Below are 25,358 nucleotides of genomic sequence, written 5' to 3' on the forward strand. Positions count from 1 at the left end.
CTGACCGTCCTTTGTTACACTCTTTGCATACCCCATAAAGAGGTACCACGATGTCAGATTTTCCAGCCAGTTTATTGATCCTTAACGGCAAAGGTGCCAACCACCCGCAGCTGCGTGAAGCGGTTGAACTGCTGCGCGACGAAGGCGTAGAGATTTATGTCCGCGTAACGTGGGAGAAAGGCGACGCGGTTCGCTATGTGGAAGAGGCGATCGCCCTCAAGGTCGCAACGGTGATTGCCGGCGGCGGCGACGGCACCATCAACGAAATTGCGACTGCGCTTATCCAGTGCGAGGGGAACCCGGTTCCGGCACTCGGCATTTTGCCGCTTGGCACCGCCAACGACTTCGCGACCAGCGTCAATATCCCGGCCGATATGGCCAATGCCTTAAAGCTGGCGATTGCCGGGCGCGACGTGCCGGTTGATATCGCCCAAGTGAATGGCAAAACCTGTTTTATCAATATGGCTACCGGCGGTTTTGGTACGCGTATCACCACCGAAACGCCGGAGAAATTGAAAGCCGCGCTCGGCGGCGTGTCGTATCTGATCCACGGGCTGATGCGCATGGACACCTTAAAACCCGACCGCTGCAAAATACAGGGCGAGAACTTTAGCTGGCAAGGCGATGCGCTGGTGATTGGCATCGGCAATGGACGTCAGGCCGGGGGCGGGCAACAGCTTTGCCCGGACGCGCTGATTGACGACGGCCTGCTGCATCTGCGTATTTTTACCGGCGAAGAGCTTCTGCCGGCGCTGTTTAATACGCTGGCCAGCAGCGATGGCACGGAGAATCTGGTGGACAGCGTGTCACCGTGGTTTGAAGTAACGGCGCCACATGAGATGACCTTTAACCTCGACGGCGAGCCGTTGAGCGGGAAAACCTTCCGCATGGAGATTTTGCCGGCGGCACTGCGCTGTCGCCTGCCGCCGGACTGCCCGTTGCTGCGTTAACGCATCGCGCGCTTTAAGATCCGTTCTGATTGACGTTTGAAATCCGTTGCCGCTTCGGCGACGGTTTTCTTACCGTAGTCAATCGACTGCAGTGCGCTATCAAACTCCTGTACCAACTGTGGGTCTTCAAGATATGGCGATACCGAAAGCTGCTTCGGCAGCGCCAGCGCCTGTTTAATCCCGGCAACCGAAGGATCCTTGTCGTTAATCACCCCGGCCGCCGTCAACGTCGCCACCGCACTTTTGCTCAGCGGTACGCCACGCTCCAGCCCCAGTAGCGTCACCCCCTCTTTGCTGTTAAGCAGGAAGTTAATCAGCTTCGCCGCCGCCTGCGGATTTTTACTGGTTTTACCAATCGACAACATCATTGAGGGCTTCATAAACAGCCCCGCATCGGTCGCCCCCGGCAGCATCGGATAATCACCGAGCACCAGTTTAGCCGGTGGCTTGAGGTTATCGGAGTATTTGGTGACCGCGGTGTTCCACATGTACACCCCGCCCCACTCGCCCTCAATCCACGGCTTCATTTCATACATGTTGCCCTTGCCGAAAGAGGCGTAATACTTCATATCCGGGATAACATGATTGCTCACCAGATCTTTATACAGCTGGAAAAACTCCACCCATTGCGCGTCGCTGTAGGAAAACTTTTTCGCCTTCTCGTCGATGGCCGGAAGATTGTATTTCTGCACCATGTACGAATTGAGCAGCGCCAGCACGCCAAGGCTTTCCGGCGCGACAGGATAATACTGTTTACCCAGTTTGCTCTCGAAAGTTTTGCCGGCAGTCATCAGTTCATCCCAGTTTTTCGGGAAGCTTAGCCCGGCCTTTTCCCAGGTCTGGTCGTTGAAATAAAAAATACGTGCAGTCATCGCTACCGGAATGCCGTTGAGCTTGCCCTTCACCGTCACCGGTTGGAGATCCGAAGCCGTGAAATTCTCGAGCCCAATCTCCGTTTTCACCTGGTTCAGGTCGTAAAAGCCGCTGCCGTCCTTGGAGAACAGCGTCAGCCAGTTCCAGTTGGTCTGCATGACATCAGGTTCAGTGCCGCCCGCCAACTGCGTGGTCAGACGCGAAGTGTGACCATCCCAGCCGGTATATTCGGCTTTGACGTTAATGTCCGGATATTGCTGATGAAAGGCTTCCAGCGCTTTGAGCGTCACCTGATGGCGGCCATTACCGCCCCACCAGGACATGCGTAGATCGACGGTTTCCGCCGCCAGGGCAGAGGCAGTACAGGCGCTTAGCACCAGCGGTAGAGCTATTCGGAAAGATTTATTATGCATTTTTTATTGTTTCCCAGAGGTCGTTGGTCGGATAGCACGTACGCGCTATCCGACTTTCTGTGTCGAGCGGCCCGCTGGCACTGCGCCAATCGGGCCGACAGCGACGGTATCGATCAATACGCGGCAACCTCCCGCGCCATTTCTCGCGTGTACTGACGGCTGGCGTTAACCAGCATCTGCGTATACGGCGTTTGCGCCTCACCGCTCACCAACGCATCTACGGTCAGCGTTTCCAGAATTTTGCCGTACTGCATCACCGCCACCTTCTGGCAGAGATGGGCAATAACCCCCAGATCGTGGGTCACCATCAGATAGGTGAGATTCGACTCCGCCTGCAGCTCCGCCAGCAGATTGAGAATTTCTGCCTGTACCGACACATCCAGCGCCGAGGTCGGTTCATCGAGCAGCAGCACCTGCGGTTCGAGGATCAGCGCGCGAGCGATTGCCACGCGCTGTCGCTGCCCGCCGGAGAGCTGGTGTGGATAGCGATGACGGAACGCGCGATTTAGCCCCACGCGATCGAGCAGATGATTGATCCGCCGATCGCGGTCGTTAATGCCGTGGATTTGCAGCGGCTCTTCAAGAATGTCGCCAATGGTATGGCGCGGGTGCAGCGAACCGTAAGGATCCTGAAATACCATCTGCACCTTGCGGCAGCGCTCGCGGCTTAAGGTGTTCCCCAGCCGCTGGCCGCCAATCGCCAGCTCACCCTGCCAGTGGTTAAACAACCCAGCCAGGCACTTCAGCACCGTGGTTTTCCCGGAGCCGGACTCCCCCACCAGGCCGTAAATCTCGCCCGGCTGAACGTGGAAATTCACGTCATACAGCACCTGGTTACGCTTGTCGCCCTCGCCGAAAACCAGATTCAGGTTTTTTACTTCAATCATCGTGCGCTCCTTAGTCCGTCAGCCAACTGGCCTGACGTTGCAGCACCGGCAGTACCGGGCGGCGATGTTGCATATCCGGCAGAGCGCTAATCAGCCCCTGCGTATACGGATGCTGCGCATGATCAAGATCGCAGGCGGCGATGGACTCCACCACTCGCCCGGCGTACATCACCAGCACGCGATCGCAGAAGCTGCGCACCAGGTTGATGTCGTGGCTGATAAAAATCAGCCCCAGACCGCGGGATTTGACCAAATCATCAAGCAGCCCCAGCACCTGCAAACGAACCGAAACGTCCAGCGCTGAGGTCGGCTCATCGGCAATCACCAGCTCCGGGTCGGTAATCAGCATCATGGCAATCATGATGCGCTGCCCCTGACCACCGGAGATTTCATGCGGATAGAGCTGATAAACCCGCTCGGGGTCGCGAATACGCACCACGTCCAGCATCTCCAGCGCTTTGGCTTTCGCTTCCGATTTATGCCCCGGATGATGCGTCAGCCAGGCTTCCGCAATCTGGTCACCCACGCGTACCACCGGGTTCAGCGAGTATTTGGGATCCTGCATAATCATTGAAATCCGTTTGCCGCGAATAGCGCGCATCTGCGCCTCGCTGGCATTCAGCAAGTCAATGTCACCAAACTGCATCAGACTGGCGCCGATACGCGCCTTTTTTGGGTGCAGGTGCAGCAGCGCCCGTCCGACGGTGGATTTCCCGGAGCCGGATTCGCCGACAATCGCCAGCTTTTCCCGCCCCAGTTGGAAGGAGACGCCGCGGACCGCATGGGTCACCGCGTCCCCGTTGACGAAGTCGACGCTTAGATCGCGTATGTCAAGCAGCGGTACAGCGTTATTCGCTGCGAGGATCGAGGATGTCACGTAGGCCATCTCCTAAAAAGTTGAACGCTAAGCTGTTGATAAGAATCGCCAGCCCCGGAATTGTCACCACCCACCAGCACTCCATCATGTAGGTACGGCCACTGGAGATCATCGCGCCCCACTCCGGCTCCGGCGGCTGCGCGCCAAGGCCGAGGAAGCCCAGACCGGCAGCGGTCAGAATGATCCCCGCCATGTTCATGGTGATACGGATGATCACCGAGGGCAGGCACAGCGGAACAATATGCCGCCACAGCACGCGCGCCGGTGAGGCTCCTTGCAGACGGACGGCTGAGATAAAGTCGGCCTGTCGCAGCGAAAGCGTTTCGGCACGCGCCAGACGGGCAATCGGCGGCCAGGCGGTCAGGGTAATGGCGATAACCACGTGCTCAAGTCCCGGGCCTAAGGCGGCGACAAACGCCAACGCCAGCACCAGGCTTGGGAAGGAGATAAAGATATCGGTGACGCGCATCAGCACCATATCGACCTTGCCGCCAAAGTAGCCGGCGCAAACGCCAAGCAGCAGCCCGAGCGGCCCCACGGTAACCGACACCAGCAGCACGATGTACAGCGTAATCCGCGAGCCGTAAACCAACCGGCTGAAGATATCGCGGCCAAACTCATCGGTGCCGAACCAGTGCTGAGCATTCGGCGCGGTCAGCGCGTTATTCAGGTCCTGTACCAGCGGTTTGTACGGGGCAATCCACGGCGCAAAAATCGCCACAATCACCAGCAGGAAGATGATCCCGCCGCCGATAGCGGTCAGGGGATTCCGCGCCATTTTGCCGATAAAACCCCCGGCACGGGTGAAACTGCGCAGCAGGCGCTGGCGGCCTTCACCGCCCCCGCTGGCCAGCGATGTATCCAGAGAAACCGTCATGATTTTGTCCTCGGATCGAAGAATTGATACAGCATGTCGGAGAGCAGATTGAGCATCACGAAGATCACGCCAACCAACAGCACGCAGCCCATCACCGCATTCATATCCCCCAGCAGCAGGCTACCGGTGAGATACGAGCCAAAGCCGGGCCACGAGAAGACGGTTTCAATCAGGACCGCCCCTTCCAGCAGGGAGCCGTAGGCCAGCGCCACCACCGTCAGCAGTTGCACCAGAATGTTACGGAAGGCGTGATTCCAGATAACCTGGCGTTCGGTGAGCCCTTTCACTCGCGCCGTGATAATGAACTCCTGCGACAGCTGCGCCAGCATAAAGCTGCGGGTCATACGGCTGATGTAGGCCAGCGAGTGGAAGCCCAGCAGCGCGGCGGGTAGAACCAGGTGATTAATGGCGTTCCAGAACACCTCACTGTTACCGGCCAGCAGCGCATCGACGGTCATCAACCCGGTGCGGCGCGGCACAATACCGTCCAGCCCCAGATCCACGCGCCCGGCGCCGCCTACCCAGCCTAGCCAGGCGTAGAACACCAATAGCCCCATCATCCCGACCCAGAAAATCGGCGTCGAATAACCGGCGAGGCTGATAATGCGCACCACGTAATCGGAGAAACTGTTACGACGTGCCGCCGCCAGCACCCCTAGCGGAATACCGAGGCCTGCACCGACAATAATCGCCATCGTCGCCAGCTCCATGGTGGCTGGGAAAACGCGAATAATATCGTCAAGCACCGGTTTCCCGGTCAGTAGCGCATTGCCCAAATCACCGTGCAAAAGGTTGACAAAATAAATGCCAAACTGCTGCATCAGCGACTGATCAAAGCCCAACTGGTGGTACACCTGCTGGTAGGTGCTCTGGTCAGCGTCCGGCCCAACAATCGCCAGCACCGGGTCAATGGGCATCACGCGGCCAATAAAGAAGGTCAGCAGCAGCAGGCCAAACAGCGTTATCGCTACCTGGATCAATCGTTTTGAGAAGCGCCGGGTACGAGAGCCGGGCGCGAGAATTGCCGTACTCATCCTTTATCTCCTTCGCTAACTTTGTAGACTTCACGCAGGAACGTCGACGCCGACGGGTGCGGTTTGTAATCTTTCACTTCATTACGCACCACCACCGAATCCACCATCTGCGACACGGGGATCATCGCCGGGATCAGTTGGTCAAATCGCGTCTGCACCGCCTGGTATTCCGCGACCTGTTTTTGCGGGTCGCGCTGCAGCAGCGCATGGTCGATCATCTCGTTGAGCTGTTTATCGTAGAAACCGGTGCGCCAGCCCTGGAAGTTGGTCAATCGCGCTTCATCGCTGTTGTCCGGGTTATAGACCAGCGCGCGCAGGCTGGAATGTGGATGGGGCTCCATACCGCTACCGCCGCGCCCAACCAGCATGTCGAACTTACGTTCGCGCATCGCGCCGTAGATCTGGTTACCGGTGCCGGTAATGATTTTGGCGTTGATCCCCGCCTGCATCAGCGTGGACTGCACGGCAATGGCAATATTGAGGAACGGCTGATCGGATAGCACCCGCAGGGTGGTATCAAAGCCGTCAGGGTATCCGGCCTCCGCCAGCAGCTTCTTCGCCCTCGCCAGATCGAAGGTGTAGCCCGGATCTGGCAGCGTCGATGGCATCCCCGCTTTAATTGGCCGCTGGTGCAGCACACCGTAACCCGGCATTAGGGCTTTGTTGATTCCCTGATAATCAATCAGATAGCGCACCGCTTCGCGGACTTTTGGAGTGGCGAAGTGCGGCTCCTTCATGCTCATTGAGACGTAGTACATGGTGCCGCGCTGCACAGCGTCGACGGTCAGCGCCGGGTCTTTACGCAGGGCGTTGATATCGGAAACCGCCATATTGTTCGCGATGTCCAGGTCACCCTTCTCAATCATCAGGCGCAGAGTTTGTGACTCCTGGAAATGACGCAGCACCACGCGGCTCATCTTCGGCTCACCGCGCCAGTACTCCGGATTGCGCTTCATGCGCAGCACATCTTTTGCCTGCCAGGTTTCCAGCATAAACGGCCCGGAACCGGCTTCGTGAGTGGTCAGCCAGCGATTTCCCCAGTCGTTGTCTTGTTCGTGGCTCTGCACCGTTTTGCTGTCGAGCACCCCAAGGTTGCCCAGCGCACCCAGCGAGTAAATGACCAACTGCGGGTCGTTGTCTTTTGGCAGGACAATCTGCACGGTGTAGTCGTCAAGCGCGGTCACCTGCTTATCGACGTTCTTTTTACTAAAGCCGTACGACTTCCACACCGACGCCTGCGCCAGGTTGAGGTGCAGAATGCGCCGCATGGACCACACCACATCGGCGGCGGTCAGCGGATTGCCGGAGTGAAACTTGACGTTGTCCTGCAGATGGAAGGTCAGCGTTTTGCCGTCCGGGCTGATATCCCAGGACTTGGCCAGCGCGGGTTTCACGTGGGTGAGCTGCTCAGGATCGAGCTCCACCAGCGAGTCGTAGAGGTTAACCACAATCCCGACCACTTCGTTACCGGTCATCGCTGCCGGGTCAAGAGTCAGGAGGTTATTCATATTCATGCCGATGATAAGCTGATCGGGCGGCGTTTTGGCCATCGCCGCCCCGCTCCCCATCGTCATGGCGAGCGCGAGCAAACACGCTCCCAGTAAGGAGGATTTTTTCATCTATCTGTCGCCTGTAGGGTACGACAGGCGACGAATCCATTCGTGCCCGTCTTTTATTTGTTATGTGTCAGTCGTGGCTGACGGTGTTGGCTTCGATATAGTCAAAATTGATGTCTTCGCCCAATCCCGGACGTTGTGACAAATGCACAAACCCGTCGGCATCCATCGGATCGATGATGCTGTTCAGGTAGGCAGCAGGCTGGTCGTAGTCGAGGAATGGATGCAGTAGCCCGCGCTCGTACCAGCGGCAGTTGCGAATCGCCCCTACCGCTGCCAGGCTTGCCGCGCCGTTGCCGTGGACTTCGCAATCCATACCGAACGACTCCGCCAGCGCCGCCACTTTCATGGTTGGCCCAATGCCGCCCACGCCGTTGGCACCCGCACGCAGAATGTCGCAGGCCCCCGCTTTCACCCAATCCGCGCGGCTGTGGTGTTTGCCACCGAAGCTTTCCGGACCAATGATCGGAATCGACAGATTTTCAGCCAACCATGCATAGGACGACATGCTGTCCTCTTCCATCGGCTCTTCAAACCAGGCGAAGTTGAGTTTTTCCAGCTCTTTACCGATCCACAGCGCTTCGGTACGGCTGTACCAGTGATAGCCGTCAATCATCAGGTCGATATCCGGACCGACCGCTTCGCGCACCGCAGCGCAGGCTTTGATATCCATTTTCGGGTTTGGCGCGAAAGAGACCGGCGGCATCCAGGTGTGCAGCTTGATAGCTTTATAGCCGCGCGCCACCAGCGTCTCACTGAATGCGGCGTACTCTTCCGGCGTGGACAGGCCGCCGGGTAAGTCATCGCCGCACATGGTGCTGCCGTAGGCTGGAACCTTATCGCGGTAGCCACCCAGCAGCTTGTAGACCGGCATATTAAGCTTGCGTCCGGCCAGGTCCCACAGCGCTTGCTCGACAAAAGAGAGTGCGCGCTCGGTGAGCTGATGCGCGCTGCCGCGCTGCCAATGCACCAGATCCTGCCAGATACGCTCGCGGTTAAACGGATCCTGGCCCACCAGCACTTTGCGGAAGAAGGTATTGACCACAAACGGGCGCACAATTTCCGGCGGCGCAAAGGAGTAACCTTTGCTGCCATCGTCCGCGGTAATGGTCAGCATCGCCATTTTTGCCATGCTTTCAGGCCCCGGATGAGAGTGCCCGGCGCTGTCGGAAACGCGGCGCGTGGGATGCTGGAAGACGGTGACATTTACAGATTCAATTTTCATTATGTGTCCTTAGTACAACATTCGAAATGGCGCGTTCCGCACCACAATCCTGTGTCCAACACTGATCCGATAAATCGGTTTTAGGGAATTGAAAAGGCGTTTCATCACTAATCTAAGCACAAAATAGCAGCGCTTCCACGGACAAATTCCGCTAACGCCGGGCTGTTTTTTGGGCAATCGCACAACAGTACGTGATGTTTTTCACAAAAGAGAGAGGGAATGTGAGAGGGATCAACCGCGATAAATCACCGGATGATGCAGCCGTCAAACGGTGCGACATCCGGCAGGCCCGGTCAGCATTGCGCCGCCGGGCAGAGAGCGATCAGGCAATGGTGACCTTGGTATCGAGGTAAACATCCTGAACGGCATTGATCAGCTGAACGCCGTCAGCCATCGATTTTTTGAATGCTTTACGGCCGAGGATAAGCCCCATACCGCCCGCGCGTTTGTTGATAACCGCGGTCCGTACCGCATCTGCCAGGTCAGTTTCCCCGCCGGCCGCACCGCCGGAGTTAATCAGCCCCGCGCGCCCCATGTAGCAATTGGCCAACTGGTAGCGCACCAGATCGATTGGGTTATCGGTGGTCAGCTTGCTGTAGACGCGATCGTCGGTATAGCCGAAGTTCACCGCTTTATAGCCGCCGTTGTTTTCCGCCATTTTCTGCTTCACGATATCGGCACCAATCGTGGCAGCCAGATGGTTCGCCTGGCCGGTCAGATCGGCCGATACGTGGTAATCGACGCCGTCTTTTTTAAACGCCGGATTACGCAAATAAGCCCACAATACGGTGACCAGCCCCAGTTCGTGCGCGCGCTCAAAGGCGGCAGAAATCTCTTCAATCTGGCGGCGCGACTCTTCGGAGCCAAAGTAGATGGTCGCCCCAACCGCCACCGCGCCCATATTGAACGCCTGCTCGACGCTGGCATACAGCGTTTGGTCAAAGGTATTGGGGTAGCTCAGGGTTTCGTTGTGATTGAGCTTCACGAGGAACGGGATGCGGTGCGCATAGCGCCGCGATACCGAAGCCAGCACGCCGTAGGTAGAGGCCACGCAGTTACAGCCGGCTTCAATCGCCAGCTCGACGATATTTTTAGGATCAAAATAGAGCGGATTGGCGGCAAATGATGCCCCGGCGGAGTGCTCAACGCCTTGATCCACGGGCAGAATAGACAAGTAGCCAGTACCGGCCAAACGCCCGTGATTGTAGAGCGTTTGCATATTTCGCAATACGGCAGGTGGACGGTTGTTATCCACCATCACCCGATCAACATAGTCATGTCCGGGTAAATAAAGCTGGTCGGCTGGAATGGTCATACAACGATGCTGTAAAAGGCTGTCGGCGTCTTTGCCAAGCAATTGCGTAATATCAGTCATAGCGATGCTCCCGTAAGTGCCGACGTTGCGTCGGTCTGAATGTCCCGCCCGAATTTTAGGGCAGCAATAAGTCTGGTCGCGTCTGCACGTTTTTTCCATGATGAAGTCACTTTTAAGTGCAATCTGCTGGCACGATTCATGGACAGTAAAGTGTTAAGGCGGTCAAAGTTTCGCCCCAAAGGTATTTTAAAGGTATTACGTAATGGTATTGTCGTGGCGTACCTTACCTGTCATGAAGGATTTAAAGATGAAAACTACAGTGAAGCTGTCGTTCATGATGTTCATAGAATGGTTTATCTGGGGCGCTTGGTTTGTGCCATTGTGGCTGTGGCTCAGTAAAAGCGGCTTTACCGCCGGCGAAATTGGCTGGTCGTATGCCTGCACCGCGATTGCCGCGATCCTGTCGCCGATTCTGGTCGGCTCGTTAACCGACCGCTTTTTCTCGGCACAAAAAGTGCTGGCGGTACTGATGTTTGCTGGCGCTGTTTTGATCTATTTTGCCGCCCAGCAAACCACCTTCAGCGGTTTCTTCCCGCTGCTGTTGGCCTACTCGCTCACCTATATGCCGACCATCGCGCTAACTAACAGTATCGCTTTTGCCAACGTTCGGGATGTCGAGCGGGAATTCCCTCGCATTCGCGTGATGGGCACCATTGGCTGGATTGCCTCTGGCCTGGTCTGCGGTTTCCTACCTCAGATGATGGGATATAGCGATATTTCTCCGACGAACATACCGTTACTGATCACCGCCGGTAGCTCCCTGCTGCTGGGTATCTTTGCCTTCCTGCTGCCGGATACGCCGCCGAAAAGCACCGGTAAGATGGACTTCAAAGTCATGCTGGGACTGGATGCGCTGGTGCTGCTGCGAGACAAGAATTTCCTTGTCTTTTTCATCTGCTCCTTCCTCTTTGCGATGCCGCTGGCCTTCTATTACATCTTCGCCAACGGTTATCTCAGCGAAGTAGGTATGCATAATGCGACCGGCTGGATGACGCTTGGCCAGTTCTCTGAAATCTTCTTTATGCTGGCGCTGCCGTTCTTCACTAAACGTTTTGGTATTAAAAAGGTATTATTACTTGGTCTTGTCACTGCGGCGATCCGCTACGGCTTTTTTGTCTACGGCGGCGCGGAACAATACTTCACCTATGCGCTCCTGTTCCTGGGGATTTTGCTTCACGGCGTAAGCTACGATTTTTATTACGTTACCGCCTATATCTACGTTGATAAAAAGACTCCGGTGCATATGCGTACCGCCGCTCAGGGGCTCATCACCCTCTGCTGTCAGGGCTTTGGCAGCCTGCTGGGCTACCGCATTGGCGGGGTGATGATGGAAAAAATGTTTGCTTATAAAGAGCCGGTGAATGGCTTGACCTTCAACTGGGCGGGAATGTGGGGCTTTGGCGCCATTATGATCGCCGTCATCGCCGTGCTGTTTATGATTTTCTTTCGCGAATCGGATAAAGAGATTACCGCCATTCAGGTGCAAAACGATCCTCGCGATACTGCACTGACACAAGGGGAATTGAAATGAAAGCAGAACGTATTCTCGGCGCGCTTTACGGCCAGGCATTAGGGGATGCGATGGGCATGCCATCAGAACTGTGGCCGCGTAGCCGCGTTAAAGCGCATTTTGGCTGGATTGATCAATTTCTGCCGGGCCCTGCGGAAAACAACGCCGCCTGCTACTTTAACCGCGCGGAATTTACTGATGATACCTCAATGGCGCTATGTCTTGCCGACGCCATTCTGGAGTGCCATGGACAGATTGATCCGGATGTTATCGGCCGCAATATTCTGGCCTGGGCAGAAGAGTTCGACGCCTTCAACAAAAACGTGCTGGGGCCAACGTCCAAAATAGCGCTCAACGCCATCCGCGAGGGCAAACCGGTGGCTGAACTTGAGAATAACGGCGTCACTAATGGCGCCGCCATGCGCGTCTCACCTTTAGGCTGTTTGTTACCCGCGAGCAATCTCGATAGCTTTATTGATGATGTCGCCCTCGCCTCCAGCCCAACGCACAAATCGGATCTTGCGATCGCCGGGGCCGTCGTGATTGCGTGGGCGATTTCACGCGCTGTCGAAGGCCATAGCTGGGCAAGCATTGTTGATTCACTGCCGGCGGTGGCGCGCCAGGCGCAGGAGAAACGCATTACCACCTTTAGCGCGTCGTTGGCAGCACGGCTTGAGCTGGCGCTTAATGTAGTACGCCAGGCTCAGGGAGTCGAATCCGCCAGCGAACAGCTTTACCAACTGATCGGCGCGGGGACCAGCACCATTGAATCGGTATCCTGTGCCATTGCCATGGTGGAACTGTCCCAGGGCGACCCAAACCGCTGCGCGGTGTTGTGCGCCAACCTCGGCGGCGACACCGATACCATTGGCGCAATGGCGACGGCCATTTGCGGCGCATTGGGCGGTATTTCCGCCATCGACCCGGCCTTGAAACAGCAGCTTGATGAGGTTAACCACCTTGATTTTAACCGCTACGCCATCGCTCTTGCCCAGTACCGAGAGCAACGGGAGACATCATGAGCCAGCTTGCGCGACTATCAACGCTAAGTAACCAGCGCCAGATTACCGTCGTCGGCGCGGCGGTGATCGACGTCATCGCGGATGCCTACGCCCTGCCATGGCGCGGTTGCGATATTGAGCTGCAGCAGCAGAGCGTCAATATCGGCGGATGCGCACTGAATATTGCCGTCGCGCTCAAACGGCTGGGGATATCAGCGCAAAATGCACTGCCCATGGGTCAGGGCGTGTGGGCGGATATCATTCGCAACACGCTTGCCAAAGAGGGATTAACCAGCGAAATAGATGGTATAACCGGGGATAACGGCTGGTGCCTGGCGCTGGTTGAACCGGATGGCGAACGCACATTTATGTCCTTCAGCGGCGTAGAAAACCAGTGGAATGCCGACTGGCTGGCGCGGCTTTCCATCGCGCCGAACAGCCTGGTGTCACTCTCCGGCTATCAACTCTCTTCGCCCTGCGGCGAACGGTTGGTGGAGTGGCTGGAAGGGTTGCCGGATGTCACCCCGTTTATCGATTTTGGCCCGCGCATTGCCGATATTCCCACGCCGCTGATGGCGCGGATTATGGCCTGTCGGCCGATCATTTCGCTTAACCGCCAGGAGGCCGACATCGCCGCGGAGCGCTTCGCCCTGCCGGCGCAGACGCAGGCATTTGGCCACGCCTGGCTGGAGACATTCAACGCACCGCTGATTGTGCGCCACGATAAAGATGGGGCGTGGTATTTCAGCCAGCAAGAAGAGGGGCTGGCGGCACCGTTTCCCACGATGGTTGTCGATACCATTGGGGCCGGAGACAGCCATGCCGGCGGCACGCTGGCCGGGCTCGCCTCGGGCTGGACGCTGGGTGATGCGGTGCGGCTGGGGAATGCCGTCGCATCATGGGTTGTCGGTCATCGCGGCGGCGACTGCAGCCCAACCCGCGAAGAATTACTCCTCACACACAAAAACATATAAATCGCTGCGGCAGTGGCTGATGCTGTACTCAATCGGCCGCTGCTGCTGATCAAGCGCCACCTGTTTAATCACCAGCACCGGGATCTTTTCATCCATCTTAATATGCGACTGGAACTCCGCATCCGGCATGCGGGCGCTGACGCGGGAACGCGTCCGCTGAGGGAAAATATGCCGACTGCGGAAGTAGTCATAGAGAGACACCCCGATCGCATCAGCATCGTCAATTAAGTGCGCGGGTACCCAGGACTCTTCGATGGACACCGCTTCATCATCCACGTAGCGAATGCGTTTAAGCAAAAAGACCTCACTGCGCGGCTCAACCACCAACTGCGTGGCCACATCATCCGGGCACGGAACGACGCGTTTGTTCACCCAGAGCGTATTTGGCTTCTTGCCGCGTAGCACCACTTGCTGTGAGAACCCGCGCGCCTCTTTCAATGAATATTCAAAGATATTATTGATTTGCGTTCCATAGCCGCGGGCACGGGTGACCACACCGTCATCTTCCAGCGTCTGCATCGCTTTACGCACGGTAATACGTGACACGCCTGTCAACTGACTCAGATCGCGTTCGCCGGGCAGGATATTGCCATGCTCAAGCCAGCCGCTGCGTACCGCGTTTTTCACCGTTTCGGCAAATTTCAAATACAGCGGCGTGTTATCCGCCGCGGCGATACGTTCATTAAGCTGCGCGATTAGCCGGGTATGCGCTTGTTCCATTTATCATTTCCTGGCAGTAAGTCCTGAGCCAGTATAGGTGGCGAATGGCGCGAAAACTACCACCACTCGTGAAAGTGGTGTACCGGACCAATGCCCTCACCCACTTCCAGCGAATCCGCCTGCGCCAGCGCCTGCGACAGCCAGGCTTTAGCCACCGGCACCGTCTCTTGCCAACTGTGGTGTCGTGGTCTTAAGGCAGCCAGCGCCGCCGACAGCGTACAACCGGTGCCGTGAGTATTTTTCGTCGCCACCCGCGGCGCGGTGAAGCGCATCTCGCCCTCGGCGGTAAACAGCCAGTCCGGGCTTTGTGCGTCATCAAGATGACCGCCTTTCATCAGTACCGCCTCGCAGCCCATCGCCCGCAGCGCGCGCCCCTGCTCAAGCATTTCCCGCTCGGTGCGCGCATGGGGCGCATCCAGTAGCGCCGCGGCTTCCGGCAGATTCGGCGTAATCAACGACACCTGCGGCAACAGACGCTGGCGTAGCGTTTCTACCGCCGAGGTGGAGAGCAGCGGATCACCGCTTTTTGCCAGCATCACCGTGTCCAGCACCACGTTCTGGATGCGATAACGCGCAAGCCGTTCGGCCACGGCCTCAACGATGTCGGTCTCCGCCAGCATGCCGATTTTAGTGGTGTCGATACGCACATCGCTAAATACCGAATCGAGCTGGGCGGCGACAAAATCGGGTTCAATGCGATAAACAGACTGTACGCCGCGCGTATTTTGCGCCACCAGCGCGGTCACCACCGTGCAGCCGTAGGCGCCCAGCGCAGAGAACGTTTTTAAATCCGCCTGAATACCCGCGCCGCCGCTGGGATCGGTACCGGCAATCGTCAATGCATTAATCCGTTTCATACTGCTTTCCCCTCATTCATGACATACAGCGCATCGAGAAACGCGGGGATAAAGCTCCCCGGCCCGCGGCCATGGGCCGCCTGCTGCCCGGCGTATTTCATCAGCGCACAGGCGCCAGCGATGTTTTCCAGCCGATCGCCCGGCAGCGCACAGCAGGCGGCAACCACCGCCGATAGCGCGCATCCCGTCCCCACCACCCTCGTCATCAAAGGGTCGCCGCCTTGTGCCATCAGCGTGCGCTGACCATCGGTGATGTAATCGACTTCGCCGGTCACGGCCACAATTGCCCCGCTTTCACGTGCAAGCCTCTGCGCTGCCGGAAGTGCCGCGGCGGCGGTATCGGTGGTATCAACACCGCGGCCGCCCGCGCTCTGCCCCTCCAGGGCCATAATCTCCGAAGCGTTACCGCGAATGGCGGTAGGACGCAAAAGCAGCAGATCGCGACAAAAATCGCTGCGCAGGCTCAATGCGCCGACGGCAACCGGGTCAAGCGTCCAGGGGGTATTGTTGTGATTGGCACTCTCAACCGCGGCCCGCATAGCCTGCGCGCGCGGCTGGGTTAAGGTCCCGACATTAATCAGCAGTGAGCTGGCGATGGCAGAAAACTGCGCGGCTTCACCGGCATCAATGACCATTGCCGGCGAGGCACCTAGCGCTAAAAGAACGTTCGCGGTAAAGGTTTGCACGACGTCATTAGTCATACAGTGAACAAGGGGGGTGTGCTGATGAAGAAGCTGGGCAACGCGGGTGCGCTGCGCGGGACTAAGCAGGTCGGCTTGCATGGTTTGCTCCTGCCTAACGCTAAGAAGCAATGACCAGGCGGTCTCTGACTTCCCTACGCTGGCATTATCCAGATCAGGTGGTACGGGTATTTCTCAGCCCATCATTGATGGGGCACCCCGAGTCATTCAAATCAAAATCAATTCGTTGCGATTAACCCTGGCTAACCGCAGTCAGGATAATGCCAGCAGGAAGCGCGGCAAACAAGCCCTAAAGTCTCCCGGTATCTGCCGAATGGGGATGTAGCCCGAAAATCAGTACCACTGGCCTAGCGCTTGCTGTTTTTTGCGAAATACATGGCGTTATCAGCGTATTCCAGCAGCTGATGTTCGTCGTTACCGTGTTCCGGATAAAGAGCAATCCCAATACTGGGCACGATAGTCACGCGGTGGCCGACAAGGGTAAAAGGGAAGCGGAATGCCTCGGAAATTTTTGTCGCCATCCGAGCGGCATATTCTGGCAACGGTGCCTCTTGAATCAAAATAACAAACTCGTCGCCACCGATACGGGCGACGGTATCCGATTCACTCACGCACGCCTTCAGCCGCGCGGCGGCTTCTTGCAGCAGCAAGTCGCCAATGCCATGGCCCAGCGAATCGTTCACCTGTTTAAATTTGTCGAGGTCAATGTACAACAGCGACAGTTGCCCCTGCTCCCGACGGGCGCTTAACAGCGCCGCTTTCAGGCGATCGTACAGTAAACTGCGATTCGGCAAATCGGTGAGCTGATCGTACTGCGCCAAATGCAGCAGCCGGGCCTGCATCTGCTGGCGTTCAATCACCGTCGCAATTTGCGTTGACACAAACTGCAGTAATTCCTGGTCCTGTTCGTTGTAGCACACGCCGCCAGGGTAGCTTTTCACCATCAGCACACCTATCGTGCCTTTGTGGGTTTTTAGCGGTACCCCCAGCCAGCAGAATGGATTAATCCCAAAAGAGATTCGCAGCTCTTCCTGGCGGCTGGCTATCGTCTCAGGGGTGAGCAGCAGCGGTTGACCGGTGTGGATGACCTCAGCGTAGAAAGTGCCGGGGATAAGGGTGAAAGGCGCTGGCGTCTGCTGAAACTCATCGACATGATAAGGAAAGCTCATCTGCGCGGTTTCAACGTCGTACAGGGTAACCGAGAAGTTATCGACCGGCAGCAGCGTGCCGACAATCTCATGAATACGCTGGAACAGCTTAAGCAAGTCTTCGGCGGTATGGGCCGCTTCGGATATGGAATAGAGAGCGGACTGTAGCGATTCGGAGCGCTTACGCTCCGTCACATCGCGGGCAACGCCGATTCGCAGCCGATCGGCCTCTGACCAGCGCGCCGACCACATGATATTTACCACGTGTCCTTTTTTGTGAACGTAGCGATTTTCAAAATGAAACTGAGGATTGCCTGACATGACTTCGACTACCGAGTTTCGGGTTATTTCCCGATCTTCCGGCAGCATCAAGTCAAACATGTTTTTGCCAATCATTTCTTTCGGCGTATAGCCAAAAATACGCTCACAGGATGCACTCGCAAAAACGATATTGGCATGAGCATCAACGGCAAAAACAGCGTCCAACATGAGATCGATAAAACTGCTCAACGGCGCGTGAGAATTCGATTCCATAGACAAATTAAAGGCCCGAATATAAGAGTGAGTACGACTACGTTTACGAAAGAATATCCGTCGCCCAGTAGCGCTACATCGCATGCACTGCACTAGCGGTTAAAGATAGTACAGGTTCAGACCACTATACAATGAAAAAGAGTGACATAAGGGAAACGGGAAATGGCGCGGTAGAGCAAACGCGGACTCATAAAGTACCGACCGTTCGTCTTCGTCGAAAACCTGGCGCCACTCAAGCCACCACGATTAGGCGCGAAGCTTTAGCCACTATGGGTGATATAAAGCTAACCGCGCAACGCTTGCTTATCTTTCACCGCTAAATATTCTCGGCCTTCAATAATCAGGCCCCAGGATAAGGCCTGATACTGACAGGAGTAATAAAGCGCATTATTGCGGCGGATAAACCTGTTTACCGGCAAACATCGTCCACACGACGTTCGCGTCCCGCAGTTTTTCAATACTGACTTTTTCCAGATTACGATCGAACAGCACCAGATCTGCGCTTTTACCGGGTTCAATTGAACCAATCTCTTTATCCCGGCCAATCACTTTGGCCGCATTCAGGGTGTAGGCCTGTAACATCGCTTCACGATGCATTTTCTCACTGGCTGGCGGCAGTTCGCCCATCTCCCCCATTCGCGTCACCGCCGTATAAATCGCCAGCAGCGGGTTGGGGCTCGAAACCGGCCAATCGCTGGCCCCGGCAATCAGCGCATGATGGCGATAAAGATCGCCCGCCGGATACAGGTTTTTCAACAACGGTGCAGGCACTTTACCGTCAATCAAAGCGGTCGAAGCGGCATCCTTCCCGGCCCATAGCAATTGCATCGATGCCGCGACATTTAGCTGCGGGAAACGAGGCAGACTCTGTGGGCTCACCACTTCCAGATGCGTGATGCTGTGCAGAATCCCACTGTCGCCATTTTGCTGGCGCGCGCAGGCGATGCCATCCAGCGCCTCCGTTACGGCGCGGTCGCCAATGGCATGGAAATGTGCAATCAGATGCTCTGCGTCCACTTTGGCAATAAGCTGACAAAACTGCTTTTTATCCAGCGTGTCATCACCGCTATAACCCGGCCGATTCAGATAGGCCTCGCTTAATTTTGCCGTTTGAGCGGGATATTCAATCACCCCATCCTGGAAAATTTTGATGCCGCTGAGCCGGACATCCGGGGTATGGGAAAATTTTTCCCGTAGTGCAACCACATCGTCAATGACCGCAGGCGTAGAGTGAATATTCACCAGCGCTAACCCGGTCACGTGAGCATTAAGTTTTCCCGCCTGGGCAAGCGCGGTGTAGGCCGGTAACAATCCTTCATCTTCGCGACCAGGATGCGCGTTAAACACCGGCGCCAACGGCCGCACGTTGCTGATTGGATCCATCCACGCGGTGATGCCAAAGCGGTTCATCTCTTGCGTTCCAGCGAGAATACCCTGGGCAATTTTACCGTCGTCAACCGGAGGGATCGCCTTAAGTACATAATCCCAGGCACCTTCGGCGACAAAACCATTAATTTTACCGTCTGCCGTCAAGCCGGTTCCTGACTTAATACCGGGTTCAGTGTTATCTAACACCTCATCCGTTAAATTCGCCTTTCGGAGCATCGCCTGATTGGCCCAACCGGTATGAGCATCCGACCCGGCTAATACCACTGGGGTATTTTTATATTCAGGTGCGTTAAATACGGCAGAGAGCAATGGGATATTATTCCAGTAATCAAGATTGAGGTTACTGTAAAATTGCACGCCATTGAGATCTCGCTGGGGATTATTTTTATTATCCGCGACAAATTTTTCAATCGCGGCAGCATCTTTCATACCGTCCGGAAATGAAACCGTGACCGTCTGAAACCCGGCGTAGGCCACGTGAGCATGGCTATCGATGAGTCCCGGAAGCAGATACCCGCCTTTGAGATCCAAGCGCGCAGCATCCGGCCCCGCCTGCTGCAGCACATCCTGATAGCTTCCCACGGCAATAATTTTACCCCCCTGAATGGCCACAGCCTGCGGATGGGGATTTTTTGGATCGGCGCTATAAATATCGCCCCCGTAAATAAATGTTTTGGTTTCCTGTTGCGCCAACGCAGACAAAGAGGTGGCCGCCAGTGCGCACACCAGAAATAGCTTTGAAAATTTCATTATTAACTCCGTTGTATTGCGAATAAACTCATTTATTATTGTGCTTCAGCGTTATTCTTCCGGTGTTGTTTGCAAAGGAATACAGATATCAAAGACATAATAATTCTGGGAAACATCAGTTTCATTATAATAATATTCATAACACGGCTTATCACTTTTAATAAACCCTCGGGCGGCGATCCAGGCCAATGCCCACTCCCATGCAGGATCCAATTGTTCTTCAAATACCGCGAATTTACACACACCGTAGATCCCTCCCGACAGTGTCTGTACCGCAATCCCCCTCCCCGCTTTTTCGCTACTGCCTATTTCGACTCCGACGTCCGTTCGGCAGCGTGCAGCAGAGGTTATCTCCGGCGCATCCCAATACACGCAGAGAGTCCCCGCGGGCTGCGATGGCGTGCGTGCAGGCAACGAGGCCAGCAGATCCTGATGCGTTTGTTGGCAGGTCTCTTTGCCATAGGGACCAAATCTGCGCATATAGGCCACCCGACGGGCAGGAAGCCGACTGATATGCGCCGCCAGCAGACCAATGCTGGGGGCCGTAAAGTGAGAATAGGGACTTTTTTCCACCACCACGTTTCCTGGCTTGCTCTTTGTTGCCAGAATGTGACGACGGCGAAATTCTCCCGGTGAGACGGCAAAGTGGGCGCGAAATGCTTTCGCAAAATTCTGAGAGCTGGAGAAGCCGATACGTAGCGCCAGCCCGGTAATCTCTTCCTGCGGGAACGCCAGCAGCCATGCCGCCGCCCTTTCCATTCGCAGGCGTCGAGTAAAGGCTGCCACGGTTTCACCAACCTGAGCGCGGAATAGGCGATGAAAGTGGAAGCTTGAAAGTGCAACAGCATTCGCGATCTCTTCAAGCGTCGGGTTCAGATGGAGATTCTGGCTGATGTAATCCATCGCCTTAAAGATTGGCCTGCGGTTGCTCTGCTGCATCGTCAGTTCTCTTTCACGTATTATTCTCACCGCGGTGGGCAATCAGTATGCCGGAAGCCGGTAAAAAGTGAACAATTGATGTTCGTCCGACAAAAGTCGAAAGGCACGAACGATTGCGCCATCCATTTCTTCCGCCGTCAGTATCGTTATTATATTTAAGCTATCCGCTATTAATATTGGCGCTGGACTCACCAAATTAGCAAACCATTATTTAATTTTTACTTAACAACAATAAATTAAGATAATTCTGTGCATTTTGTTATTCCTTTCATACGAAAGGGATAATAACTCACCAAATAGCGATCAAATAACGTCCAGTGAAAATAAAAGTCGAATAAAATCATTGAGCTTCCTCAAAAGCTATCCGCCACGCCCGCGTTATTTTGGGTGCTACCTCGGTTCACCAAACCGGCAAGAAAAAACCATAACTAACTGTTTAAAAAAGAAAATAACAAATTAATCCATTTTTGAAATACACTTCTGCGCTTTCGATTTTATGTATGATCTAAATCAATATTCGTATAGTCAACTTGCTTGATAGTTGCTTCGCGTTATAAAAGCAAACAGGCTAAGTTTGCCGCGCAGAAAGATGATTAATACTCAAGTTTATTATTGCCCAGGCTATTTTAATCGCGCTGGTCGTAAGCAGTGTGCTTAGCTATACCAGTACGGCTATATCAGCATTTGGATTGCGGAAGCGGAAAGTTATTCCATTATTCCGCAAAACAGCATTGGACTTGAATAAATAAGATTGTGGATACGTTCTGTAATAAGCAAGGTTAATGATGAAAGCAAAATTGATGGTGTTAGCGGGGCTGATGAGCGCCGTATTTCTTGCTGGCTGCTCTTCCCCAGCACAGCGGATGGCAGCATGTGAAGCACAAGGTGTTTCTAAAGACACATGCTATTTATCTGAGCAAAACCGCCAGCAGGGTATAAACAACGCAGCGCTTACCGCAGCCTACGCCAACGCGGCCAATGCCACCGCTGAGCAGCACGCCCAGGCAGCGCACGTCGCGGATCCCATGCGTGAGGCAACCCTCTCCTCCAACGTACTGAAAGCCACGCTTTCTAACGGTTTTTTCAGCGCAACAATCAATGGTAAAAAGGCAACCGTCAAACGGGTTAACGCCAATTTCTATGAAATTCGCGGCGCGGGCTACGTTATCTCTGTCAGCATGAATGCCGAAGGTATCGACAGTGCATCATGGAATAAAACCCATGGCCGCGATAACGGTATCCTGACCGTCACGCAGAAATAATCTGATTTATAAAGGGGGCATTGTGCCCCCTTTTGAAGGGCCGGCCAATGTAGTGCCCTTCCGATCTCCCAGGCAACCGTTCACACCGTCTCTTCCCTATTTGCTTTCTCTCGACACCAGGAACAAAATTCATAGAGCCCTTCAAAAAATGCCGAGGTAGCCCATGCCCGTCTATCATCATGCGCTTGTCCTGATCAACAGCAGCCTTGACGGCGTGCCGCTGCTCCAGCATGCGGCCAGAATGGCGCAAGAAACACCGATGCAGATCACCATTGCCCACATCAGCACCGACTATCGGGCGTTGAACTACGTTTCCGATAGCTTAATGAACGATGATGTTTCACAGGAAGTCATTCAGGCAAAAGCGCTGTTAAGCGAGCTGGCGGCGACGGTGTCACTGCCCGTTGAGACGCTGGCGCTGGTTACCACCCGGCGTTTTGAAGACGTGGAGGAGTGCGTAACACAGCGCAAAATCGACCTGATTATCGCCGGGCACCACAACCGTCTGCTGGGGGTCATGGCCTCGCACTCGCTCGAATATATCAACCATTTAACGGTGGACGTGCTAATTAAACATCTGCCTTAATCCCGCCAGCGCCGGAATAATTTACGCCACGTCTCCTTCGCGCAGCTGCTTTTGCAGCAGCGAAAAACACGCTTCAATCATCGGTGGTAATGACTGCGGCCCGCGCATTAACGCCACGGTACGGGTCAACGCTGGCTGCTGTAGCTGGGCAACCCGCAGCGCCGGATCCTGCAGATGAGTGGTGTAAAGCTGTGGCAAAATGCCCACTGCCAGCTTTGAGCGCACCAGCCCATACAGCGTTTCAATATAATCCACCTGATAGCGCGTATTGAGCGTTAACCGCTGGCTTTCCACCAGCGCACCGACCAGACGCTGGATATTGCCTTTGGAGAACATGGCGATATCACGCCCTGCCAGCAGCTTCCACGGCAGATGCGGCTGTCCACCCAACGGATCGTCGACGTGCAGTACCGCCACCAGCGGGTCTTCGCGCAGCGGAAAAAGCTGTAAGTCTTCCGGCAGTGAGCTGTCAATGGCTCCCACGCCAAAATCAATCTGCCCACTTTGCAGATCGCGGGCTAGCGTATCATTAGTCCGGTCGTGAAATTCAACACGCAGCCGTGGAAAAGCCTGCGCCAAAGCCTCAGGCAGCAGCGGAAACAGCAGTGAGCTTACCGACGGAATCAGCCCAATACGCACCGTGCCGTCCCCCCCCGCTTCCACTATCTGCTCGATATCCTGAAACGCCATCTGCGCCACGCTCAGCACGCGTTGGGCGTGCGGTAAAATCGCGGCCCCCAGCTCCGTCAGGGTCACCGCCGAGGCGGTACGGTTGACCAGCTTGCCGCCGATCACCGTTTCAATTTGCCGCAGCGCGCTGCTGAGCGCCGGCTGGCTAATGGCCAGACGGCTAGCGGTATCTGTAAAGTGACGCAGCTGCGCCAGCGTGACAAAATACTGCAACTGTTTTAGCGAGAGCGCGGGCAGCCGCTGCCAGGGTTCGGTCATGTTGAGCTTCACTCGAGACGATCACCCAGAATAAGCCGAAGTTATCAGGTGATAAGTTTTTTCATCTGGGCAACCGTTTGCTCTGCCCCTAAAGTAGCGCTCATTATCCCTGCGCCGGAGTTGTTATGTCCAGCAATGCTGAAAACCGCCGCCGCGCCGTACAGGCTGCCCGCGGTGAAGTTCCGTTCGATCTTCTGCTTACTGATGCCCACATCGTCGATATGGCCACCGGTGAAATTCGTGACGCTGACGTCGGTATCGTCGGCGATATGATTGCCAGCGTGCACCCGCGCGGCAGCCGGGACGATGCGCTTGAGCACCACTCTCTGCCGGGCGTATTCCTCTCGCCGGGTTTGATGGACACCCACGTCCACCTCGAAAGCTCACACCTGCCGCCGGAGCGCTACGCGGAAATCGTGCTGGCGCAGGGCACCACCGCCGTCTTCTGGGATCCACATGAACTCGCTAACGTGCTCGGCGTCGCCGGCGTGCGCTACGCCGTCGAAGCCAGCCGCCATCTGCCTTTGCAGGTGATGGTCGCCGCGCCATCCAGCGTGCCGTCCACGCCGGGGCTGGAGATGTCGGGTGCCGATTTCGCCGGTGCGGAAATGGAAACCATGCTCGGCTGGCCGGAAGTCCGCGGCGTTGCGGAAGTGATGGACATGCACGGCGTACTGCACGGAAGCTGTCGGATGCAGGAGATTGTGCAGGCCGGCCTTAATAGCGGCAAACTGATTGAGGGTCACGCACGCGGCCTGAGCGGTGCAGACCTGCAGGCCTACCTCGCAGCGGGCGTCACCTCCGATCACGAATTGACATCCGCCGACGATGCGCTGGAAAAACTGCGCGCCGGTTTAACCTTAGAGATCCGCGGCTCGCACCCTTACCTATTGCCGGATATCGTCAAGGCGCTGCAAACGTTGCCTCACCTCTCTTCACAGATCACCGTCTGCACCGACGATGTCCCACCGGATATGCTGCTGGAAAAAGGCGGCATTATCGCCCTGCTCAATCTATTGATTGAACACGGTCTTTCCGCCACCGACGCGCTACGCTTTGCCACGCTTAACGCCGCTATCCGCCTGCAGCGTAACGACCTGGGGCTGATTGCCGCCGGGCGCCGCGCCGACCTTGTGGTCTTTGACTCGCTGGATAAGCTTGAGGCGCGTGCCGTCTATGTGGCCGGTAAGCAAATTGCCCGCGACGGCAAATTGCTGGCGCCGATTGCGGCCGCCGACGGCGTAACGCCACCGCGCGATACCCTGCGCTTAGCGCCACTCAGCGCCGAGGATTTTGCGCTGCGGATTGGCGATATTGACCACGGCGTCGCCCGCCTACGCCACATTCGCGGCGCGCGCTTTACCCAATGGGGCGAAGTGGATGTCGAGATCCGCGACGGCCAAGTACAAATCCCTGCGGGCTTTAGCCTGATTTGGGTGAAGCACCGCCATGGCCGACATGATGCCAAACCGCAGATTGCGCTCTTAGAAGGCTGGGGTGAACTGCGCGGCGCCATTGCCACCAGCTATTCGCACGACTCGCACAACCTGGTCGTCCTCGGACGTAACGCCGATGACATGGCGCTGGCGGCAAACCAGCTGATCGCCTCCGGCGGCGGCATGGCGCTGGCGCAAAATCAGCAGATCCTGGCCCACGTCGCGATGCCAATTGCCGGTATGCTTTCCGACCAGCCGGCCGCAGAGCTGGCAGCCGCATTCCGCAAGCTGCGCGATTTAAGCGCCGAAGTGGCCGATTGGGAACCGCCGTACCGCGTGTTCAAAGCGATCGAAGGCACCTGCCTTGCCTGTAACGCGGGGCCGCATTTAACTGATTTAGGGCTGACCGACGGCACCACGCGACAGATTGTCGATCCGGTCATTTCGTCACAACACACCACACAACAATAATCATG

General features: G+C 56.0%; 22 protein-coding genes and 1 riboswitch. Of the genes, 7 read left to right on the top strand and 15 right to left on the bottom strand.

Annotation, left to right across the window (positions count from 1 at the left end; all coding sequences use genetic code 11):
• Positions 1–50: 50 nt before the first annotated feature.
• Positions 51–950, top strand: a complete 900-nt coding sequence (gene yegS, locus KCR01S_RS01310; RefSeq protein WP_061279352.1) for a lipid kinase YegS — start codon at positions 51–53, stop codon at positions 948–950.
• Here the strand turns inward: yegS and KCR01S_RS01315 are convergent.
• From KCR01S_RS01315 to fbaB, 8 genes are all read right to left on the bottom strand, one after another.
• Positions 947–2,236, bottom strand: coding sequence for an ABC transporter substrate-binding protein (locus KCR01S_RS01315; RefSeq protein WP_061279353.1), 1,290 nt, complete (start codon positions 2,234–2,236; stop codon positions 947–949). The genes yegS and KCR01S_RS01315 overlap by 4 nt on opposite strands.
• A gap of 113 nt (positions 2,237–2,349) precedes the next feature.
• Complete coding sequence (locus KCR01S_RS01320; protein ID WP_061279354.1) at positions 2,350–3,123, bottom strand: ABC transporter ATP-binding protein; 774 nt, start codon at positions 3,121–3,123, stop codon at positions 2,350–2,352.
• A gap of 10 nt (positions 3,124–3,133) precedes the next feature.
• On the bottom strand, positions 3,134–4,000 hold the full coding sequence (locus KCR01S_RS01325) for an ABC transporter ATP-binding protein (RefSeq protein WP_061279465.1): 867 nt from the start codon (positions 3,998–4,000) through the stop codon (positions 3,134–3,136).
• Complete coding sequence (locus KCR01S_RS01330; protein WP_061279355.1) at positions 3,972–4,877, bottom strand: ABC transporter permease; 906 nt, start codon at positions 4,875–4,877, stop codon at positions 3,972–3,974. Before KCR01S_RS01330 ends, KCR01S_RS01325 begins: the two co-directional genes overlap by 29 nt.
• A complete protein-coding gene (locus tag KCR01S_RS01335; protein WP_061279356.1) occupies positions 4,874–5,911 on the bottom strand; it encodes an ABC transporter permease in 1,038 nt (345 codons plus the stop codon). Before KCR01S_RS01335 ends, KCR01S_RS01330 begins: the two co-directional genes overlap by 4 nt.
• Entirely contained in the window at positions 5,908–7,530 is a 1,623-nt protein-coding gene (locus tag KCR01S_RS01340) for an ABC transporter substrate-binding protein (protein WP_061279357.1), read from the bottom strand. The genes KCR01S_RS01335 and KCR01S_RS01340 overlap by 4 nt, the downstream gene beginning before the upstream one ends.
• 67 nt (positions 7,531–7,597) lie before the next feature.
• On the bottom strand, positions 7,598–8,752 hold the full coding sequence (locus tag KCR01S_RS01345; protein WP_052285211.1) for a mandelate racemase family protein: 1,155 nt from the start codon (positions 8,750–8,752) through the stop codon (positions 7,598–7,600).
• Positions 8,753–9,074: 322 nt separating this feature from the next.
• Positions 9,075–10,127, bottom strand: a complete 1,053-nt coding sequence (gene fbaB, locus KCR01S_RS01350) for a class I fructose-bisphosphate aldolase (protein WP_052285210.1) — start codon at positions 10,125–10,127, stop codon at positions 9,075–9,077.
• A 247-nt stretch (positions 10,128–10,374) separates the two neighbouring features.
• Between fbaB and KCR01S_RS01355 the strand changes: the two genes are divergently transcribed.
• From KCR01S_RS01355 to KCR01S_RS01365, 3 genes are read left to right on the top strand one after another with little or no spacing between them, the layout of a single operon-like run.
• Positions 10,375–11,658, top strand: a complete 1,284-nt coding sequence (locus tag KCR01S_RS01355) for a nucleoside permease (protein WP_061279358.1) — start codon at positions 10,375–10,377, stop codon at positions 11,656–11,658.
• Entirely contained in the window at positions 11,655–12,659 is a 1,005-nt protein-coding gene (locus tag KCR01S_RS01360; protein WP_061279359.1) for an ADP-ribosylglycohydrolase family protein, read from the top strand. Before KCR01S_RS01355 ends, KCR01S_RS01360 begins: the two co-directional genes overlap by 4 nt.
• Complete coding sequence (locus KCR01S_RS01365) at positions 12,656–13,612, top strand: PfkB family carbohydrate kinase (RefSeq protein WP_061279360.1); 957 nt, start codon at positions 12,656–12,658, stop codon at positions 13,610–13,612. The genes KCR01S_RS01360 and KCR01S_RS01365 overlap by 4 nt, the downstream gene beginning before the upstream one ends.
• On the opposite strand, the gene KCR01S_RS01370 is transcribed toward KCR01S_RS01365, so the two are convergent.
• The 6 genes from KCR01S_RS01370 to KCR01S_RS01395 form a co-directional block, all read right to left on the bottom strand.
• A complete protein-coding gene (locus tag KCR01S_RS01370) occupies positions 13,586–14,332 on the bottom strand; it encodes a GntR family transcriptional regulator (protein ID WP_061279361.1) in 747 nt (248 codons plus the stop codon). The two genes, KCR01S_RS01365 and KCR01S_RS01370, sit on opposite strands and share 27 nt — an antisense overlap.
• Positions 14,333–14,388: 56 nt before the next feature.
• Positions 14,389–15,189, bottom strand: coding sequence for a bifunctional hydroxymethylpyrimidine kinase/phosphomethylpyrimidine kinase (thiD, locus tag KCR01S_RS01375; protein ID WP_061279362.1), 801 nt, complete (start codon positions 15,187–15,189; stop codon positions 14,389–14,391).
• Entirely contained in the window at positions 15,186–15,971 is a 786-nt protein-coding gene (thiM, locus tag KCR01S_RS01380) for a hydroxyethylthiazole kinase (RefSeq protein WP_061279363.1), read from the bottom strand. The genes thiD and thiM overlap by 4 nt, the downstream gene beginning before the upstream one ends.
• A gap of 33 nt (positions 15,972–16,004) precedes the next feature.
• Positions 16,005–16,101, bottom strand: a riboswitch (TPP riboswitch).
• A 136-nt stretch (positions 16,102–16,237) separates the two neighbouring features.
• Positions 16,238–17,572 carry a sensor domain-containing protein gene (locus tag KCR01S_RS01385; RefSeq protein ID WP_061279364.1) on the bottom strand — a complete coding sequence of 445 codons (1,335 nt, stop codon included), beginning with the start codon at positions 17,570–17,572 and terminating at the stop codon, positions 16,238–16,240.
• Positions 17,573–17,959: 387 nt separating this feature from the next.
• Positions 17,960–19,711 carry an amidohydrolase gene (locus KCR01S_RS01390; protein WP_061279365.1) on the bottom strand — a complete coding sequence of 584 codons (1,752 nt, stop codon included), beginning with the start codon at positions 19,709–19,711 and terminating at the stop codon, positions 17,960–17,962.
• A gap of 51 nt (positions 19,712–19,762) precedes the next feature.
• A complete protein-coding gene (locus KCR01S_RS01395) occupies positions 19,763–20,650 on the bottom strand; it encodes an AraC family transcriptional regulator (RefSeq protein ID WP_061279366.1) in 888 nt (295 codons plus the stop codon).
• 785 nt (positions 20,651–21,435) lie between these two features.
• Here KCR01S_RS01395 and KCR01S_RS01400 point away from each other — a divergent pair.
• On the top strand, positions 21,436–21,912 hold the full coding sequence (locus KCR01S_RS01400) for a hypothetical protein (protein ID WP_061279466.1): 477 nt from the start codon (positions 21,436–21,438) through the stop codon (positions 21,910–21,912).
• A gap of 163 nt (positions 21,913–22,075) precedes the next feature.
• Positions 22,076–22,498: a universal stress protein gene (locus tag KCR01S_RS01405; RefSeq protein WP_061279367.1), complete on the top strand. Its 423-nt coding sequence runs from the start codon at positions 22,076–22,078 to the stop codon at positions 22,496–22,498.
• 21 nt (positions 22,499–22,519) lie between these two features.
• Here KCR01S_RS01405 and KCR01S_RS01410 read toward each other — a convergent pair whose 3' ends face one another.
• Positions 22,520–23,446 (bottom strand): LysR family transcriptional regulator, encoded by a 927-nt coding sequence (locus tag KCR01S_RS01410; protein ID WP_061279368.1) that lies wholly within the window; start codon positions 23,444–23,446, stop codon positions 22,520–22,522.
• Between the two features lie 125 nt (positions 23,447–23,571).
• On the opposite strand from KCR01S_RS01410, the gene KCR01S_RS01415 reads away from it, so the two are divergent.
• Entirely contained in the window at positions 23,572–25,353 is a 1,782-nt protein-coding gene (locus KCR01S_RS01415; protein WP_061279369.1) for an adenine deaminase, read from the top strand.
• Positions 25,354–25,358: the final 5 nt, after the last annotated feature.

Origin of the sequence: Kluyvera cryocrescens NBRC 102467 (genome assembly GCF_001571285.1) — a bacterium.
Lineage (GTDB): Bacteria > Pseudomonadota > Gammaproteobacteria > Enterobacterales > Enterobacteriaceae > Kluyvera > Kluyvera cryocrescens.

Bases quoted from the DNA above. Each gene is read 5' to 3' on its own strand.
- KCR01S_RS01355 (WP_061279358.1), top strand. From the start codon at position 10,375: ATGAAAACTACAGTGAAGCTGTCGTTCATGATGTTCATAGAATGGTTT.
- KCR01S_RS01395 (WP_061279366.1), bottom strand. From the start codon at position 20,650: ATGCAGCAGAGCAACCGCAGGCCAATCTTTAAGGCGATGGATTACATC.
- yegS (WP_061279352.1), top strand. From the start codon at position 51: ATGTCAGATTTTCCAGCCAGTTTATTGATCCTTAACGGCAAAGGTGCC.
- KCR01S_RS01385 (WP_061279364.1), bottom strand. From the start codon at position 17,572: ATGGAATCGAATTCTCACGCGCCGTTGAGCAGTTTTATCGATCTCATG.
- KCR01S_RS01365 (WP_061279360.1), top strand. From the start codon at position 12,656: ATGAGCCAGCTTGCGCGACTATCAACGCTAAGTAACCAGCGCCAGATT.
- KCR01S_RS01405 (WP_061279367.1), top strand. From the start codon at position 22,076: ATGCCCGTCTATCATCATGCGCTTGTCCTGATCAACAGCAGCCTTGAC.
- KCR01S_RS01415 (WP_061279369.1), top strand. From the start codon at position 23,572: ATGTCCAGCAATGCTGAAAACCGCCGCCGCGCCGTACAGGCTGCCCGC.
- KCR01S_RS01390 (WP_061279365.1), bottom strand. From the start codon at position 19,711: ATGAAATTTTCAAAGCTATTTCTGGTGTGCGCACTGGCGGCCACCTCT.
- KCR01S_RS01330 (WP_061279355.1), bottom strand. From the start codon at position 4,877: ATGACGGTTTCTCTGGATACATCGCTGGCCAGCGGGGGCGGTGAAGGC.
- KCR01S_RS01345 (WP_052285211.1), bottom strand. From the start codon at position 8,752: ATGAAAATTGAATCTGTAAATGTCACCGTCTTCCAGCATCCCACGCGC.
- KCR01S_RS01400 (WP_061279466.1), top strand. From the start codon at position 21,436: ATGAAAGCAAAATTGATGGTGTTAGCGGGGCTGATGAGCGCCGTATTT.
- fbaB (WP_052285210.1), bottom strand. From the start codon at position 10,127: ATGACTGATATTACGCAATTGCTTGGCAAAGACGCCGACAGCCTTTTA.
- KCR01S_RS01335 (WP_061279356.1), bottom strand. From the start codon at position 5,911: ATGAGTACGGCAATTCTCGCGCCCGGCTCTCGTACCCGGCGCTTCTCA.
- thiD (WP_061279362.1), bottom strand. From the start codon at position 15,189: ATGAAACGGATTAATGCATTGACGATTGCCGGTACCGATCCCAGCGGC.
- thiM (WP_061279363.1), bottom strand. From the start codon at position 15,971: ATGCAAGCCGACCTGCTTAGTCCCGCGCAGCGCACCCGCGTTGCCCAG.
- KCR01S_RS01410 (WP_061279368.1), bottom strand. From the start codon at position 23,446: ATGACCGAACCCTGGCAGCGGCTGCCCGCGCTCTCGCTAAAACAGTTG.
- KCR01S_RS01360 (WP_061279359.1), top strand. From the start codon at position 11,655: ATGAAAGCAGAACGTATTCTCGGCGCGCTTTACGGCCAGGCATTAGGG.
- KCR01S_RS01315 (WP_061279353.1), bottom strand. From the start codon at position 2,236: ATGCATAATAAATCTTTCCGAATAGCTCTACCGCTGGTGCTAAGCGCC.
- KCR01S_RS01370 (WP_061279361.1), bottom strand. From the start codon at position 14,332: ATGGAACAAGCGCATACCCGGCTAATCGCGCAGCTTAATGAACGTATC.
- KCR01S_RS01320 (WP_061279354.1), bottom strand. From the start codon at position 3,123: ATGATTGAAGTAAAAAACCTGAATCTGGTTTTCGGCGAGGGCGACAAG.
- KCR01S_RS01340 (WP_061279357.1), bottom strand. From the start codon at position 7,530: ATGAAAAAATCCTCCTTACTGGGAGCGTGTTTGCTCGCGCTCGCCATG.